Raw genomic sequence first — 17,481 nt, forward strand, 5'->3', positions numbered from 1 at the left:
CATATCAGCGTACTTTTATAAATGACCTAGTTAAGGGAATATGGTAAACTGTATCTGAACGACTGATGGAGGGAAATCAAAATGTTAGAACCTAAGTATAAGAGAATAATATTGAAACTAAGCGGAGAAGCTTTAGCTGGGGATACAGGTTTTGGGATTCAACCTCCAACTATTGATGAGATCTGCCAAGAAATCAAAGAAGTACATGACTTGGGAATCGAAATCGCTATTGTTGTCGGCGGCGGAAATATCTGGCGAGGACACGTTGGGTCGGAAATGGGTATGGAAAGAGCACAAGCAGATTATATGGGTATGATTGCTACAATTATGAATGCCTTAGCACTGCAAGACTGTCTTGAAAATAATGGTGTGCCGACTCGAGTACAGACATCTATTGAAATGAGACAAGTGGCTGAACCTTATATTCGCAGAAAAGCGATTCGTCACCTTGAAAAAGGAAGAGTTGTCATTTTTGCCGGAGGTATCGGCAGCCCATACTTCTCAACAGATACCACAGCAGCTTTGAGAGCGGCTGAAATCAATGCAGATGTTATCATGATGGCGAAAAATAACGTCGATGGGATTTACTCTGCTGATCCAAAAATCGATAAGTCTGCTGTTAAATATGAAAAATTAACATATCTTGAAATCATTAATCAGTCACTTCAAGTTATGGATACGACGGCTTCGTCATTAAGCATGGACAATGATATTCCGCTGGTCGTATTTAATTTAAACAAAACCGGCAATATCAAACGTGTTGCATTAGGTGAAACAATCGGTACAACCGTAAGGAGGACTCACAATGAGTGATAGTATAATTAAAGACACATCAGCAAGAATGAAGAAAGCTGAACAAGCTTATGTTCGTGAACTTGGCGGGATACGAGCAGGCAGAGCCAATCCTAGTCTGCTTAACCGTGTAACAGTAGATTATTATGGAGCGCCTACACCTTTGAATCAAATTGCTCAAATTGCGGTTCCGGAAGCTAGAGTATTATTGATTACCCCTTATGATAAAAGTGCATTAGGAGATATTGAAAAAGCTTTAAACCAATCTGATATTGGTATCCCACCTTCAAATGATGGAAATGTTATTCGTTTAGTTGTACCTGCGTTGACAGAAGAGCGCAGAAAAGAAATTGCTAAACAAGTAGGAAAAGAAGCAGAAAATGCAAAAATTGCTGTAAGAAATATTCGTCGCGACGCTATTGATTCTTTGAAAAAAGCAGAGAAAAATGGCGATTTGACAAAAGACGACTTGCATGATTTTGAAGAAGAAGTTCAAAATCTAACCAACAGCAGTGTTGCAGCTATTGATAACTTGTCTGCTGAAAAAGAAAAAGAAATCTTAGACGTATAAAAAATGCAAGGAGATCTCGTCATCTCCTTGCATTCTTTATTTTATAGATTTTGGTTTATAAGTTTTATATAAATAGTAGTATATTAGTGGTACCTTTAAAATTTGTCCATAATCAATTTGTTAACCAGTTTAGTCACAACTGCAGATAGAATTAAACCAACGATATACTTAAAAACTTTATTCTTCATACAAAACGGCCTCCTTTATTGTCTAACTAACCTGTTATCAGTATAACAAAATCTAAAATAGATTTATATTTTTTTGCTTTAAAGCTTCTTTAAAGCCGTACGTTAAACTGAAATCGTTAAAATATTTAAATCCTTATAGGAATTTTAGAAATTTTAATATGGTAATTTAAGGGATTATTTACTACAATAGAGTAGATGTATATTGAATACTTGGAGGTTTTGAAGTGGTAGATCATCCACATAATAAAAAAACAATCGATTTGGTTCCGGATCATGTAGCCGTTATCATGGATGGGAATGGCCGCTGGGCACAAAAGTTGGGAAAAGAACGCAAGGAAGGTCATCAAGAAGGGATGGAAGCGATTCGCCGAGTGACGGTTCGTGCCAGTCAAAGAGGTGTCAAAGTGCTCACGCTTTATGCTTTCTCTACAGAAAACTGGAAACGTCCGCCTCAAGAAGTAAAGTTTTTAATGCAGCTTCCCGTTACTTTCTTTGATCGATTTGTGCCCGAATTGCAAGAAAATAATGTGAAAGTCAATATGATCGGTTTTCGTAAAAATGTTCCAGGGCCTACTAGAAAATCAATTGAAAAAGCCATTGATCAGACTAAAGATAATACAGGAATGATTTTGAATTTTGCTTTCAATTATGGCGGAAGAGCCGAAATTATTGAAGCAACGAAGTCAGTGATTGATAAAGTATTATCGGGTGAATTGAATAAAAAGGAAGTCACTGAAGAAACACTTCAAGCAGAATTATTAACAAACTCTATTGCCCCTTATGATAATGTAGATCTGTTGATTCGAAGCAGCGGCGAACAAAGGTTAAGTAACTTTTTGTTATGGCAGAATGCATATAGTGAATTCTACTTTTCAAAATTGTACTGGCCGGATTTTACCGGAGATATATTTGATGAGGCGCTACTGGATTATCAAAGTAGAAGCCGTCGATATGGAGCAATTTAAACTCATAAATTCAGGAGGAGACGGATGGTACAACGTTCTTTAACCGCAATTATTGCGCTGATATTTTTTGTGCCGATCATATGGATCGGTTCTTGGGTGCTGGAAGCATTTATTGTACTGCTGGCTATAGCGGCATTAATAGAGATCCATCAGATGAAAGGGATCCGACCGCTATCACTGCCTACTTTGTTTGCTTCCATCGCATTGATTTTTGTTATTTTATACGATCGAATGATGGAGCTGTTGCCTTTTATTCCCAATAACGGCTCAATCTTAGCTTTATTTGTATTACTATTACCCTGTCTGACATTATTCGATAAGCATTACTCTATCGAAGATGCAGCAATCTCATTTTTTGGAATCACTTATATCGGTACTGGTTTCCATGCTTTTATGTTAACAAGAGAAACAGATGTCCATCTACTGATTCTTTCCTTGCTGATTATCTACTCAACGGATACCGGTGCTTATCTAGTAGGAAGACAATTCGGGAAACATAAACTTGCTCCAAGCATTTCACCCAACAAAACGATTGAAGGTTCTGTCGGGGGAGTGATCATTTCTCTGCTGGTATCAGCTGTCTATCTAGTTGTTTTCCCGGTTGAATGGTCCAGAACGTTTACACTCATGATGGTTATTGTATTATCCATTGCAGGACAAGTCGGTGATTTAATTGAGTCTTCATTCAAGCGTCACTACAACTTTAAAGATTCTGGAAATATTCTACCTGGACATGGCGGTATTTTTGACCGTTTTGACAGTTTATTGTTCGTTTTGTCTGTCATATTTGTCCTCGGTCTAGTATAAAGATAAAGGAGCATTCTCATGATTCAAACTATTCTAGTTTTCTTACTCGTATTCGGTATAATTGTAATCGTTCATGAGTTCGGACATTTCTATTTTGCTAAAAGGGCAGGAATATTAGTAAGAGAATTTTCTGTAGGATTCGGTCCAAAATTGTTTTACCATAGAAAAGGCGAAACAACCTACACAGTCAGAATGCTGCCTGTCGGCGGGTACGTGCGGATGGCTGGATATGAAGAAGAAGCAGATTTGCGTGCAGGCATGCCGGTATCTCTATACTTGAATGATCAAAATGAAGTAGAGAAAATCGATATTCAAAATAAAGTACAGGATGTCAACAGTTTACCGATCGAAGTCACGAGTTTTGACTTGGAAGATTCTATGTTTATCTCTGGCAGAGTTGACGGCAGCACTGAAGAAACACAGACTTATACTGTCAGTTCAACGGCTTTACTGATCGAGCAAGACGGTACAATTCTGCAAGTTGCACCTAGAAACCGTCAATTCCAATCTGCTTCTTTGATTAATCGTATACTGACCAATTTTGCCGGACCTTTAAACAACTTTATTCTATCCATTGTAGCTTTCAGTATACTTGGTTTTCTTCAGGGCGGAGTAATGTCGGATGAACCGGTTATCGGGCAAGTAGAAGAAAGTTCGCCGGCTGCAGAAGCAGGATTAGAAACTGGGGACCGTATTCTATCCATTGAAGAGACTGAAGTTGATTCCTGGATTCAAATGCTGACGATAATAAACGAATCGCCGAATGAATCTTTACAAGTGACGGTTCAAAAAAGCGATGAGTCTACGGTTGAAAAATCGATTACACCAGAGACTTTTGAAACTGAACAAGGTACAGAAGTCGGAAGGATCGGCATTGTCAATGACATTGACCGCTCATTTTTCGGCAAACTGTCTTACGGGTTTACAAGAACCTGGGATATCATCACTCAAATTTTCACTATTTTAGGATCTTTCTTTACTGGCGGATTCAGCTTGGATAAATTAGGGGGGCCAGTTGCGATTTACGCTACAAGTGAAACTGTAGCTCAATCTGGCTTGATAGGAATCATCAGCTTTATAGGTCTATTAAGTGTGAACTTAGGCATTATGAATCTATTGCCGATTCCAGCTCTAGACGGCGGCAAACTTTTATTGAATATCATTGAAGGTGTTCGCAGAAAACCGCTTAGTGAAGAAAAAGAAGGAATTATTACACTAGTAGGGGTAGGTTTCTTGCTAGTATTAATGCTTGCTGTTACATGGAACGATATTCAGACCTTTTTCTTAAATTAGTATCAAAGGAGATAAAACATATATGAAACAATCAAGATTATTTGCTCCAACATTAAGAGATACCCCAAATGATGCAGATGTCATCAGTCATCAGTTGCTGTTACGAGCAGGCTATATCAGACAGGTATCTGCTGGGATCTATACTTATCTGCCATTAGCACATAGAGTACTAGAAAACATCAAAACCATTATCAGAGAAGAAATGGATCGAATTGATGGTTCAGAAATGCTGCTGCCTACGTTGCTGCCAGCTGATTTATGGAAAGAGTCCGGCAGATACGAGACTTATGGCGAGGATCTTATTAAACTTGAAGACCGTCATGAACGTGATTTTATATTGGGACCGACACATGAAGAAACGTTTACGAGCTTGATTAGAGATGAAATTAAGTCCTATAAAAAGCTGCCGCTGATGCTATACCAATTCCAGACAAAATTTAGAGATGAAAAGCGTCCAAGATTTGGTTTGATGCGCGGTCGTGAATTTATTATGAAAGATGCTTATACATTCCATGACAGCTATGAAAGTCTTGATGAAGCTTATAACGAAATCGCGGGAGCTTATACAAGATCTTTTGAAAGAATCGGTTTGAATTTCCGCTCCATCATCGGAGATGCCGGTGCAATGGGTGGGAAAGACTCTATCGAATTCATGGCACTTGCTGAAGCTGGAGAAGATGTCGTCGTTTATTCGGATTCAAGCGACTATGCTGCGAACTTGGAAATGGCAAGCAGTTTATATAAGTCAACTCCAAAAACTAAAGTTCAAAATAATATCGAATTGGTTGATACTCCAGATACTAAAACAGTTCAAGAAGTTGCTGATTTCTTAAATGTTCCATTAGAACAAGTACTGAAATCTGTTTTATATGTTACAGATGATCAGAAGCCAGTATTAGCTATTGTACGCGGGGATCACGAAGTGAATGAAGTAAAATTACGAACTGCTGCAGGCGCACAAGAAGTTGAACCAGCTTCAGATGAGGAAATTAAAGAGTTATTCCACACTGTTGCCGGATATGTGGGACCAGTTGATTTATCAGAAGACGTGTTAGTGATAGCAGATCTGTATATTCAAGATATTGTTAACGCCGTTACAGGAGCAAATCAAGACGGCAAGCATTACATTAATGTAAATGCAGGCGAAGATTTCAAACCTTCACAGTATACAGATATTCGAGTCGTCAATGAAAACGAGTTGTCTCCAGATGGAGAAGGACGTCTGAAATTTACTAGAGGTATCGAAATCGGACATATCTTTAAACTGGGAACACGTTATTCTGAATCTATGAATGCTACTGTCTTGGACAATAACGGCAGACAGACACCTGTCATCATGGGAAGTTACGGAATCGGCGTCAGCCGTCTGCTCTCAGCGATAGCTGAACAATATGCTGATGAAAAAGGGTTAGTTTGGCCAAATGCCATCGCACCATTTGATGTGCATATTGTTCCAATCAAAGTCAAAGACGATGCTCAACGAGAATTGGCAGAAGAACTTTATGAAGTACTGGAAAACAAAAACTATTCTGTACTGATTGATGATCGCCAAGAACGACCAGGAGTTAAATTCACTGATGCTGAATTGATCGGGATTCCTGTGAGAATCACAGTTGGTAAAAAAGCTGCGGAAGGTGTCGTTGAAGTGACATTCAGAAAGAGCGGAGAAATGGTCGAAATCAAGAAAGATGATTTACTGGATACATTGAGCATTTTAAATCATAACGAATAATGTTAGTTAAGGAGAAGCCAAAGCTTTGATGATGTTCTTTATCTATACAGAAAGTATAACTTGCCTCGGCTGTCGACTTTTTGTATAAATAAAGAATGGAAAAGCGATTTAACGGATTCTCCTTTTCGTTTACCATTGATAGAACACAGGTAGAAAGAAGGCACATATTTTGAGTCTCAATCAACAGGAATTATTTCAGACACTACTGCAGCAGATCGATTTTCACCCAACGCCTGATCAGAGAGCAGTCCTTGACAGTGGGTTGGTTGTATCCGTTATTGTTGACAAACCGACTAAAACTTGGCAAATCACATTACAGTTTCAGGATATTTTACCGTTTGAGACATTTACTCAACTAAAAGACTATCTGCAGCGAGGATTCAAAGAAATTGCCCGAGTAGAACTTAATATCCAAACGACGGACCCTTTACTTACTGAAGAAAAACTAGTGAACTATTGGAGAACAGCTTGTAATGAAAGCAAACTGGATTCACCGTTATGCAATGATTTGTTCGCTAATGGATATCCCGTAATCAATGGAAAGAAAGTCGTTTTTTATATTGAACATGAACTGACAAAAGATAAATTTGCGGATGAATTCTTTCCGAAAATCGAGCAAGAATATAAAAAAATGGGATTTCCTCCACAATTTAAAATTGTACCTATGATAGATGAAAAAATCAGTAATGAAAAGATAACAGCTTTCAAGCAACAAAAAGAAGAGGAAGATCAATTGCTTGCAGAGCGACTGACTAAAAATATTGAGCAAGCATCGATCAATAAAGAAAAGAAAAAAGAGACTGCGCCTAGCGGACCTGTTAAAATGGGCCGACCTATCCAAGGGAACGATGCTATCCGCCAAATGAGTACAATTGAAGAAGAAGAACGCAGTGTAACACTTGAAGGATACGTATTTGATACAGAAGTTAGAGAACTGCGCTCTAAACGGAAATTACTCATTTTTAAGATCACAGATTACACCTCTTCATTTACGTGTAAAAAATTCTCAAACAATGCTTCTGACGAAGAAATGTTTGGATCGATCAAAAAAGGTATGTGGCTTAAAGTACGCGGCAGTGTGCAAGAAGATACATTTATGCGAGATCTTGTCGTAAATGCTCAGGATATCCAAGAAACAGCACATGAACAGAGAAAAGACAATCAGCCTGAAGGCCAGAAACGGGTAGAGCTGCATGCTCATACAGCGATGAGTCAGATGGATGCAACGTCAACAGCTTCAGATCTTGTTGAGCAAGCAGCTAAATGGGGACATACAGCAATAGCAATTACGGATCATGGGGTTGCTCAATCCTTTCCAGAAGCACATTCAGCGGGTAAGAAAAATGGAGTTAAAATCCTTTACGGGTTAGAAGCTAATTTAGTGGATGATGGTGTGCCGATTGCAAACAATTTAGCTGATATAGAGCTTCAAGAAGCTACGTATGTAGTTTTTGATGTGGAAACAACGGGATTATCTGCTATATATGATACGATCATCGAGTTGGCAGCCGTTAAGATGCATAAGGGCAATATTATTGAGGAATTTCAGGAATTTATCGACCCGGGGCATCCTTTATCGGATACAACCATTAATCTGACTGGTATAACGGATGACATGGTCAAAGGATCTAAATCAGAAGAGCAAGTATTGAAAGCATTTAAGGCTTTCAGCGAAGGAACGATTTTGGTTGCGCACAACGCCAGCTTTGATATGGGATTCTTGAATACGGCTTACCAGAAAAATCAGATGTCGGTATCTGAACTACCGGTTATTGATACGCTGGAATTATCTCGATTCCTGCATCCTACTTTCAAAACTCATCGATTAAACACACTGGCAAAACGATACGGTGTTGCTTTAGAACAGCATCATAGAGCGATTTATGATTCTGAAACAACAGCACACTTATTATGGGCCTTTTTAAAAGAAGCATCAGAAGAATATTCTATCGAATACCACAATCAGTTGAATGATTACATGGGACAAGGGGACGCTTATAAGCGTACAAGACCCAGTCATGTAACGATCTTGGCTGCAAGCCAAGCAGGACTGAAAAACTTGTTCAAATTGATCTCCGCATCATTGACAGAATACTTTTACAGAGTTCCTAGAGTCCCTCGTTCACTGCTTGAAAAATATAGAGAAGGCTTGATTATAGGATCTGGATGCGCTCAAGGAGAAGTTTTTGAAGCCATGATGCAAAAAGGCTACGATGAAGCCAAAAAATTGGCTAAGCAATATGACTATCTGGAGATCATGCCTAAAGGTGCCTACAGCCACTTGATTGATCGAGAAATGGTCAATTCTATTAGAGATTTAGAAGATATCATTTCTAACATTACAAAGATCGGTAAAGAACTGGATATTCCAGTTGCTGCTACAGGTAATGTTCACTATATTCACAAAGAAGATGCTATTTACCGAGACATACTACTGGAAACCTTAAACAAAGGCGGATTCAAGAAAACTAAAAATCCGCAAGTTCATTTCAGAACGACTGATGAAATGTTGGAAGACTTATCGTTTTTAGGAGAAGAACTGGCAAAAGAAGTTGTTGTAAATAACACGCAAAAAATTGCTGATTTAGTAGATGACAATATCTCTCCAGTAAAAAAAGACCTGTTTACACCGAAAATGGAAGGGTCAGAACAAGAAATCCGTGATATGAGTTACAACGAAGCACACCGGCTTTATGGTGATCCGCTGCCTGAAATCATTGAAAAAAGATTAGAAAAAGAACTGGATAGTATTATTGGGAATGGATTCTCTGTTATCTATCTGATTTCTCAAAAACTTGTGCATAAAAGTATGAATGATGGCTACTTGGTTGGTTCCAGGGGATCAGTTGGTTCTAGTTTTGTAGCGACAATGACTGGGATTACGGAAGTTAACCCTATGCCTCCGCATTATCGCTGCCCGTCATGTAAATATTCCGAATTCTTTACAGAAGGTGAAATAGGATCAGGGTTTGACTTGGCACCTAAAAAATGCCCGAATTGCGAACATGATTTAATGGCGGATGGCCATGATATTCCTTTTGAGACATTCCTTGGATTCAATGGAGATAAAGTACCCGATATCGATCTGAACTTTTCAGGGGAATATCAGTCAAAAGCCCACCATTATACAAAAGAGTTATTCGGCGAAGAATACGTATATAAAGCTGGAACAATAGGAACAATTGCCGACCGTACAGCTTTTGGATTTGTCAAAGGGTATGAAAGAGATAATCAGATGACCATCCGTTCTGCGGAAATCGATCGATTAGCAAAAGGAGTAACAGGCGTTAAAAGAACGACTGGACAGCATCCAGGAGGAATCATTGTTATACCGGAGTATATGGATGTTTATGACTTTACACCTATTCAGTATCCGGCAGATGACCAGAATGCTGACTGGAAAACCACTCACTTTGACTTCCATTCTATTCATGATAATGTTTTAAAATTAGATATCCTTGGTCACGATGATCCGACAATGATCAGAATGCTGCAGGACCTTTCCGGCATTGATCCGAAAACGATCCCTGTCAATGATCCGGGCGTTATGAAGTTGTTCAGCGGAACAGAGATCTTAGGGGTGGATGAAAGTCAGATCTTCTCTAAAACAGGAACGCTGGGTGTTCCGGAATTTGGAACACGATTTGTCCGCCAAATGCTTGAACAGACAAATCCAACAACTTTTTCCGAGCTGCTGCAGATTTCCGGTTTGTCTCACGGGACAGATGTTTGGTTGGGAAACGCTGAGGAATTGATCAGGCAGCAGAATATTCCTTTATCTGAAGTGATCGGATGTCGTGATGATATCATGGTTTACTTGCAGCATAAAGGCATTGAAGACAGCATTGCTTTCCAGATTATGGAGCATGTACGTAAAGGAAAAGGAATACCGGATGAATGGCAAGCGATTATGCGGGAAAATAACGTGCCTAAATGGTATATCGACTCCTGCTTGAGAATCAAGTATATGTTTCCGAAAGCCCATGCAGCAGCCTATGTTTTAATGGCTTTACGAGTTGCTTATTTCAAAGTACATTATCCTTTGTATTATTACGCAGCTTACTTCTCTATTCGGGCGAGTGATTTTGATTTACAGGCAATGAGTCAAGGGAAAGCTTCTATTAAAGCAAGAATGAAAGAAATTACTGATAAGGGTCTGGATGCTTCGACAAAAGAAAAAAATCTGTTGACTGTGCTGGAATTAGCCAACGAAATGGTGGAAAGAGGCTACCAGTTCAAAATGGTTGATATAGACAAATCAGACGCGACTAACTTCATTATTGAAGGAGATGCTTTAAGAGCACCTTTCAGATGTGTACCGTCTTTAGGGGGCAACGCAGCTGCGGCAATTGTTGAGGCTAGACAAGAAAGTCCCTTCCTTTCAAAGGAAGATTTGTCTAAACGAGGCAAAGTTTCTAAGACTGTCATTGAGTATCTAGACGCCAATAGTGTACTGTCTCATCTTCCCGATGAGAATCAACTATCACTATTTGATATCTAAAACTCGTTGTATCGGCATAAAAAGTATGTGCAAAAGGGTTCAAGTTGCACAGAAAGCCTGATTATGGTATACTACTGTTGAGTAAAGGAATATTTTCCGAGAGTGAGCGCATTCCGCTCACTCTTTTTAATGAAAAATTTAAAACAGATAATGATTGAGAGGAGATGCTTTTTGAGTACTGTAGATAAAGTAACAGCGATTGCCGGCCCAGTTGCTGAGCAAGCGGGATATGAACTGGTGGATGTAGAATATGTCAAAGAAGGAAAAAACTGGTTTTTACGCTTATATATCGATAAAGATGGTGGCGTAGACTTAGATGACTGTACAAAATTCAGCGAAAAAATCGGAGAAGAACTGGATGCCCAAAAAGTTGATCCGATTCCGCATCCTTATTATTTAGAAGTTTCTTCGCCCGGAGCAGAAAGACCTTTGAAAAAAGAAAAAGATTTAATAGAAGCTGTTGGGAAATATATTCATGTATCTTTATATCAACAGATCAGCGGTGAGAACACCTTTGAGGGTACCTTGAAAGAATTGAACGATCAGACACTGACTTTGGTGATCAGAATCAAAACAAGGGAAAAAGAGATCGAAATCGATCGCTCAAATATCGCTAAAGCAAGACTGGCAATCAAATTTTAAAGAAATCTATTGAGTGTCGGATCTTAGAAGCATAAACTATAATAAGGGAGTAGAATAATGAGTAAAGAATTAGCAGCAGCTCTTGAAACGCTGGAGAAAGAGAAGGGGATCTCCAAAAAAATTGTCATCGATGCATTAGAAGCTGCACTGGTTTCTGCCTATAAACGAAATTACGGTACAGCTCAGAACGTGGAAGTGGCATTTGACGAAGCTAACGGAGAAATTAAGGTCTATCAAGTAAAAGAAGTATCTGAAGAAGTCTATGATTCTCAGCTTGAAATCAGTCTGACAGATGCACTGGAAATCAACAAGGCCTATGAAGTTGGAGATAAAATTCGATTTGAAGTTACGCCGAAAAACTTCGGAAGAATCGCAGCACAAACGGCAAAACAAGTGATTATGCAGCGTATGCGTGAAGCTGAACGCTCGATCGTCTATAATGAATATATCGAATATGCAGACGATCTGATGACGGGTACAGTAGAAAGACAAGATAATCGTTTCATTTATGTTAACCTTGGTAAAGTTGAAGCAGTATTATCTAAGCGTGATCAGATTGAAAATGAACGCTACAGCACGCATGATCGAATCAAAGTATATGTCAGCAATGTTGAAAACTCTACAAAAGGCCCACAGGTTTTTGTCAGCAGAACACATCCTAATTTAATTAAACGACTTTTCGAGCAAGAGGTACCAGAGATTTATGATGGTACAGTCGAAATCATCTCTATTGCACGAGAAGCTGGAGATCGTTCCAAGATCGCTGTAATGTCGCGCGATGAAAATGTTGATCCTGTCGGAACCTGTGTTGGTCCCAAAGGTGCTAGAGTACAAGCTATCGTCAATGAGCTGAACGGTGAAAATATGGATATTGTTGAGTGGGATGAAGATCCTGCAGTTTATATCAAGAATGCTTTAAATCCTGCTCAAGTTCTTGAAGTCATGTTTGACAAAGAAAATAAAAGCTGTGTTATTGTGGTACCAGATTATCAGTTATCATTGGCAATCGGAAAACGCGGCCAAAACGTTCGTTTAGCAGCAAAATTGACTGGATTCAAAATCGACATCAAGTCTGAGAGCGACATGGAAGATCTCGAAGAAGTTTCAGATGAACTGACCAACGACTCTTTCTTTGATGCGCTAAATGAAGGAGATGAAGTTGCTGAACAGGAGGTTGATTCTTTGGAAAGTGCAGAACGTTCATTCTTTGATGCTACCGAAGGTGTAGAAGTTGAAGAGTATGATGACGTACAAGTGACAGATGCGGCAGATGCTAACTCAGATGTGATCGCAGAAGGATTATCTGATGATTTTAGTCAACAGACAGACCCTGCGAATGACGGAGATTTCCAAGCAGGAGAACTGACACCTGAAGATGCAGAAGATTTGATTCAAAATGCTGAACAAAGAGATGGCATGGATGAAGAAATCGATCATGAGGCAACACTCGAAGAAATCTCTGAAGAAACTGACGAAGAGAATGAAATTTAATAAACGGGTTTAGTTTTTTGTCAAAGGTGGGATAAAGATGCGGCAACGAAAAATTCCAATGAGAAAATGTGTAGCATCCAATGAAATGAAGCCGAAAAAAGAAATGGTTCGGGTAGTCAGAGATAAAGAAGGTACAGTATCCATTGATCCGACTGGCAAGAAAAATGGTCGCGGCGCCTACATCTCTCTGGACCCTGAGCTAGTAAAAAAAGCTCAGCAGAAACAAGTGTTGAATCAGGCTTTAAACACTAAAGTAGATGAAGCATTCTATGAAGAACTGCAGGAGTATGTTGAGTATCAGAAAGCAAGAATGGAATTGAAGAATGGATAACAAGCAAAAGTGTATGAACCTATTAGGTTTGGCACAGAGATCAGGTAATCTGATCTCGGGTGAAGCATTAGTTCTTAATGCAATTAGAAGCCGGGAAGCAAAGATAGTGATCTTGGCTTCTGATGCAAGTGATAACACAACCAAGCAATTTTTGAATAAGAGCGACCATTATCGTGTTCCTGTATTGAAAGAACTGACGCGCGGAGAATTATCGGCAGCGATCGGACGAGCACGAATAGTGGCGGCTGTTACAGACGGAGGATTTGCACAATCCCTTCAAAAATTGCAATAATCGGAATAGGAAGGTGATTGCATGGGCAAAAAACGCGTCTATGAATTCGCAAAAGAAAAGAACATTGAAAGTAAAAAGGTTATTGAAACGGCAAATAGCCTTGGAATCGACTATAAAAGTCATATGTCTACAATGAACGACAATGATGTAGAGCGCATCAACAAAGCTTTATCCAGTCCTTCTAAACCAGCTTCAGCATCTACTAAGCCGGCAGAAAGACCTAAACAACCCTCTTCTGGACAAGACAAACGTCCGCAATCCAGTCATAAACCGGCTCAGAAACGTCCGCAAAACCAGAACCAGAATCAAAAAGGACAGAGCAAATCTCAAAACAGTAAAGGACAAAACAACATACAATCTCAAAATCGAGCAGCAAATAAACCAAATAAACCAAGTCAATCAAACAGTAAAAAGAAACCGACTCAACCGAATACTGCTGAGCCTCAAGTTCAAAAACGAACTACAGACGAACAGCAGAAACAACAATTCCAGCAAAACAAGAAGAGAAGAAATTCTCGTCAACACCGCGGAATTAATGGCGGACCTGCCGGAAGAAAACGTAAAGGCAAGAAAAACCAACAATCTCAGTCTACACCTACACCGCGTAAGGTAAGAGAACTGCCAAAGGTGTTAGAATACACGGATGGCAATACAGTTGCTGAGATCGCTAAAAAAATTCACCGTGAACCTGCTGAAATCGTTAAAAAGCTTTTCATGATGGGGGTTGCGGCAACACAGAACCAATCATTAGATAAAGATACGATTGAACTGCTTGCAGCTGACTATGGTATGGAAACAGAAGAAAAAGTACAAGTGGATCTGACAGACTTCGATACTTTCTTTGATCAAGAAGCTGTTGAAGAAAACTTAGTCAACCGTCCTGCTACTGTAACAATCATGGGACACGTTGACCATGGTAAAACTACTTTACTAGATACGCTGCGTCATACAAACGTTACTGAAGGCGAAGCAGGCGGCATCACACAGCATATCGGAGCTTATCAGGTTGAAGAGAACGGCAAGTTAATCACATTCCTTGATACCCCCGGACATGCTGCCTTTACAACAATGCGTGCTCGCGGTGCAGACATTACAGATATTGCAATTATTGTTGTAGCGGCTGATGATGGTGTAATGCCTCAGACAGTAGAAGCAATCAATCATGCAAAAGCTGCTGAAGTACCGATTATCGTTGCGGTCAATAAAGTGGACAAACCAGGTGCTAATCCTGATCGTGTAATGCAGGAGCTGACAGAATATGAGTTGATTCCAGAAGACTGGGGCGGCGACACGATTTTCGTTCAGATATCAGCATTATTCAACAAAAATCTTGATGAGCTGCTGGAAATGATTCTATTAGTAGCAGAAGTAGAAGATCTTAAAGCAGATCCTAAACGTCCTGCTCTAGGCTCTGTTATCGAAGCTAGACTGGATAAAGCAAAAGGACCGATCGCGACATTGCTCGTACAAGAAGGTACACTGTCTCAAGGAGATCCAATCGTTGTTGGGAATACTTTCGGACGTGTTCGTACAATGACCAATGATAAAGGCCGTCGAGTGAAAACCGCATCACCTTCTACTCCAGTAGAGATTACTGGATTGAATATGGCACCACAAGCAGGAGATCGCTTCGTCGTCTTTGAAGATGAAAAAACAGCCAGACAGGTTGGAGAATCAAGAGCAACTGCAGCGAATGAAGCTAAACGTTCTACAACGAATAAAGTAACACTTGAAAACTTATTTGAAAGTCTTGAAGAAGGCGAACTGAAAGAAGTAAACGTCATAATCAAAGCTGACGTTCAAGGTTCTGTTGAAGCATTGGCTTCAAGCTTGCAGAAGATTGAGGTTGAAGGTGTGAAAGTCAACATCATTCACACGGGTGTTGGAGCAATCAATGAAAGTGATGTTACTCTTGCATCAGCAAGTTCTGCGATCATTATTGGATTCAACGTTCGTCCGACTGTTCAAGCTAAAGAAAGTGCAGACCGTGAAGAAGTTGATATTCGTACTCACCGCGTTATCTATAACGCAATTGACGAAATCGAAGCAGCAATGACTGGTATGCTGGATCCTGAATTTGAAGAACAAGTAACGGGTCAAGCAACTGTTCGTGAAACGTACTCAGTTTCTAAAGTTGGGACGATCGCCGGTTGTTTCGTTAATGACGGAGTCATAAAACGCAATAGTTCTATCCGTTTAGTACGGAACGGTATTGTTCAATACGAAGGAGAGCTTTCAAGTCTTAAACGATTTAAAGATGACGCGAAAGAAGTTCGTAACGGTTATGAATGTGGTGTTACAATCGAAGGATATAACGATATCAAAGTTGATGATGTAATTGAAGCATTCGAAATGGTTGAAATTCAAAGATAATCTTATTATGATGGTATTGATCACCCTTCATAAGAGGTGATGAGCATGCACATCATAAAAAGATTAAAGGATAGGTGAGCGAATATGCCAAATTATAGAGTTGGACGAGTCTCCCAAGAAATTCAAAGAGAAGTCAATGACATTTTACAAAAACGTGTCAGAGATCCAAGAGTTCAAGGGATCACGATTACGGATGTAGAAGTAACAGGCGATCTTCAACAGGCGACAGTGTATTACAGTACGCTGAAAGATGATGAAGAGACGTCCAAAGAAACACAGATAGGATTAGATAAAGCAAAAGGGCTGATCAGAAAAGAATTAGGCAGCCGATTAACCATTCACAAAACACCAGAACTGTTTTTTGAACGTGATCAATCCGTAGCATATGGAAACCATATCGATGCTTTGCTGAATCAAATCAAAAATGATGAGTAAACGACCGTATCAATCTGGTCATATCCACATTGTTTAATGGTCCGAGGAGAAAGAGAATCGATTGTCTTTGAGACATTGATTCTCTTTTTCCATGTTTACTCTCTATACATAATCCGTTATGTTATACTATATGTGCTTAAAATAGGGGGAATCAAGGTGGAAGGTATTTTACCTTTATGGAAAGAAAAAGGAATGACCAGTCATGACTGCGTATATAAACTAAGAAAAATTCTTGGAACTAAAAAAGTCGGACACTCTGGAACCTTAGATCCTGATGTAGAAGGAGTTTTACCGATTGCAGTCGGAAAAGCAACAAAAGTACTGGAATATCTTGTCGAATCCGGAAAAGTGTATGAAGGTGAAATCACTTTAGGATATTCAACTTCTACAGAAGACAGTTCTGGAGAATTGGTAGAACAAAAATCTGTAGAGCACTGTTTTTCTTTAGAAGAGATTGATCAAGTCATAAGTTCTTTCGAAGGAGAAATCACGCAGACGCCTCCAATGTATTCTGCTGTAAAAGTAAATGGCAGACGATTATATGAATATGCAAGAGCAGGAAAAACGGTTGAACGCCCCTCAAGAAACGTTCAAATCTATGGCTATCAGCGAACTTCCGAGGTGCAATACGATCATGATAAAAAAACGGCCTCTTTTACTTTCACGGTCAGTTGCAGTAAAGGGACGTATATTCGCACGCTGGCAGTCGATACTGGAAAAGAATTAGGATTTCCAGCTCATATGTCGAATCTAGTTCGAACAGAAAGCGGTGGCTACAAAGCATCCGAGGCGCTTACTTTGAAACAAGTGAAGGAATCTGAATCGCCAGAAGATTTATTGAAGCCTTTAGAGTCTGCGCTGCAGGTTTTTCCCAGCTATCCGTTAAACGATACTGAGTGGTCAAATGTAAAAAATGGTTCTTTGATTGAAAAAGAACTGCTGCCGGCAGAACTTAACTACCCAGCGGTGTTCTACTATCAGAATAAAGCCGTTGCTATTTATAACACCCACCCAAAAAAACCATTATATATAAAACCAGTAAAAGTTTTAAGAACAGAAATGTAGGTG

The 17,481-nt window shown here is 39.5% G+C and carries 14 protein-coding genes; all 14 read left to right on the forward strand.

The genetic code is table 11. From position 1 onward, the window contains the following. Window positions 1–81 precede the first annotated feature (81 nt). Window positions 82–813 carry a UMP kinase gene (gene pyrH, locus B6F02_RS05495; RefSeq protein WP_080146369.1) on the forward strand — a complete coding sequence of 244 codons (732 nt, stop codon included), beginning with the start codon at window positions 82–84 and terminating at the stop codon, window positions 811–813. Then, entirely contained in the window at window positions 806–1,363 is a 558-nt protein-coding gene (frr, locus tag B6F02_RS05500) for a ribosome recycling factor (RefSeq protein WP_080146370.1), read from the forward strand. The genes pyrH and frr overlap by 8 nt, the downstream gene beginning before the upstream one ends. A 412-nt stretch (window positions 1,364–1,775) precedes the next feature. Further along, window positions 1,776–2,516 (forward strand): isoprenyl transferase, encoded by a 741-nt coding sequence (locus tag B6F02_RS05505; protein WP_256864652.1) that lies wholly within the window; start codon window positions 1,776–1,778, stop codon window positions 2,514–2,516. Between the two features lie 24 nt (window positions 2,517–2,540). Then, complete coding sequence (locus B6F02_RS05510) at window positions 2,541–3,323, forward strand: phosphatidate cytidylyltransferase (RefSeq protein WP_080146371.1); 783 nt, start codon at window positions 2,541–2,543, stop codon at window positions 3,321–3,323. An 18-nt stretch (window positions 3,324–3,341) separates the two neighbouring features. After that, complete coding sequence (rseP, locus tag B6F02_RS05515; protein WP_080146372.1) at window positions 3,342–4,616, forward strand: RIP metalloprotease RseP; 1,275 nt, start codon at window positions 3,342–3,344, stop codon at window positions 4,614–4,616. A gap of 22 nt (window positions 4,617–4,638) precedes the next feature. Further along, a complete protein-coding gene (locus B6F02_RS05520; protein WP_080146373.1) occupies window positions 4,639–6,348 on the forward strand; it encodes a proline--tRNA ligase in 1,710 nt (569 codons plus the stop codon). Window positions 6,349–6,517: 169 nt separating this feature from the next. After that, window positions 6,518–10,849, forward strand: a complete 4,332-nt coding sequence (locus B6F02_RS05525) for a PolC-type DNA polymerase III (protein WP_080146374.1) — start codon at window positions 6,518–6,520, stop codon at window positions 10,847–10,849. Between the two features lie 150 nt (window positions 10,850–10,999). Further along, window positions 11,000–11,491 carry a ribosome maturation factor RimP gene (gene rimP, locus B6F02_RS05530; protein ID WP_080147384.1) on the forward strand — a complete coding sequence of 164 codons (492 nt, stop codon included), beginning with the start codon at window positions 11,000–11,002 and terminating at the stop codon, window positions 11,489–11,491. A 57-nt stretch (window positions 11,492–11,548) separates the two neighbouring features. Beyond that, complete coding sequence (gene nusA, locus B6F02_RS05535) at window positions 11,549–12,982, forward strand: transcription termination factor NusA (protein ID WP_080146375.1); 1,434 nt, start codon at window positions 11,549–11,551, stop codon at window positions 12,980–12,982. 37 nt (window positions 12,983–13,019) lie between these two features. Then, window positions 13,020–13,313 (forward strand): RNase P modulator RnpM, encoded by a 294-nt coding sequence (gene rnpM / locus B6F02_RS05540; RefSeq protein WP_080146376.1) that lies wholly within the window; start codon window positions 13,020–13,022, stop codon window positions 13,311–13,313. Continuing rightward, window positions 13,306–13,605, forward strand: a complete 300-nt coding sequence (locus B6F02_RS05545) for a L7Ae/L30e/S12e/Gadd45 family ribosomal protein (RefSeq protein ID WP_080146377.1) — start codon at window positions 13,306–13,308, stop codon at window positions 13,603–13,605. Before rnpM ends, B6F02_RS05545 begins: the two co-directional genes overlap by 8 nt. A gap of 21 nt (window positions 13,606–13,626) precedes the next feature. Further along, complete coding sequence (infB, locus tag B6F02_RS05550) at window positions 13,627–15,978, forward strand: translation initiation factor IF-2 (RefSeq protein WP_080146378.1); 2,352 nt, start codon at window positions 13,627–13,629, stop codon at window positions 15,976–15,978. A gap of 84 nt (window positions 15,979–16,062) precedes the next feature. Continuing rightward, a complete protein-coding gene (gene rbfA / locus B6F02_RS05555) occupies window positions 16,063–16,413 on the forward strand; it encodes a 30S ribosome-binding factor RbfA (RefSeq protein ID WP_080146379.1) in 351 nt (116 codons plus the stop codon). A 156-nt stretch (window positions 16,414–16,569) separates the two neighbouring features. Continuing rightward, window positions 16,570–17,478 (forward strand): tRNA pseudouridine(55) synthase TruB, encoded by a 909-nt coding sequence (truB, locus tag B6F02_RS05560; protein ID WP_080146380.1) that lies wholly within the window; start codon window positions 16,570–16,572, stop codon window positions 17,476–17,478. Window positions 17,479–17,481: the final 3 nt, after the last annotated feature.

The sequence above is a fragment of the Marinilactibacillus piezotolerans genome, from assembly GCF_900169305.1.
Taxonomy (GTDB): domain Bacteria; phylum Bacillota; class Bacilli; order Lactobacillales; family Carnobacteriaceae_A; genus Marinilactibacillus; species Marinilactibacillus piezotolerans_A.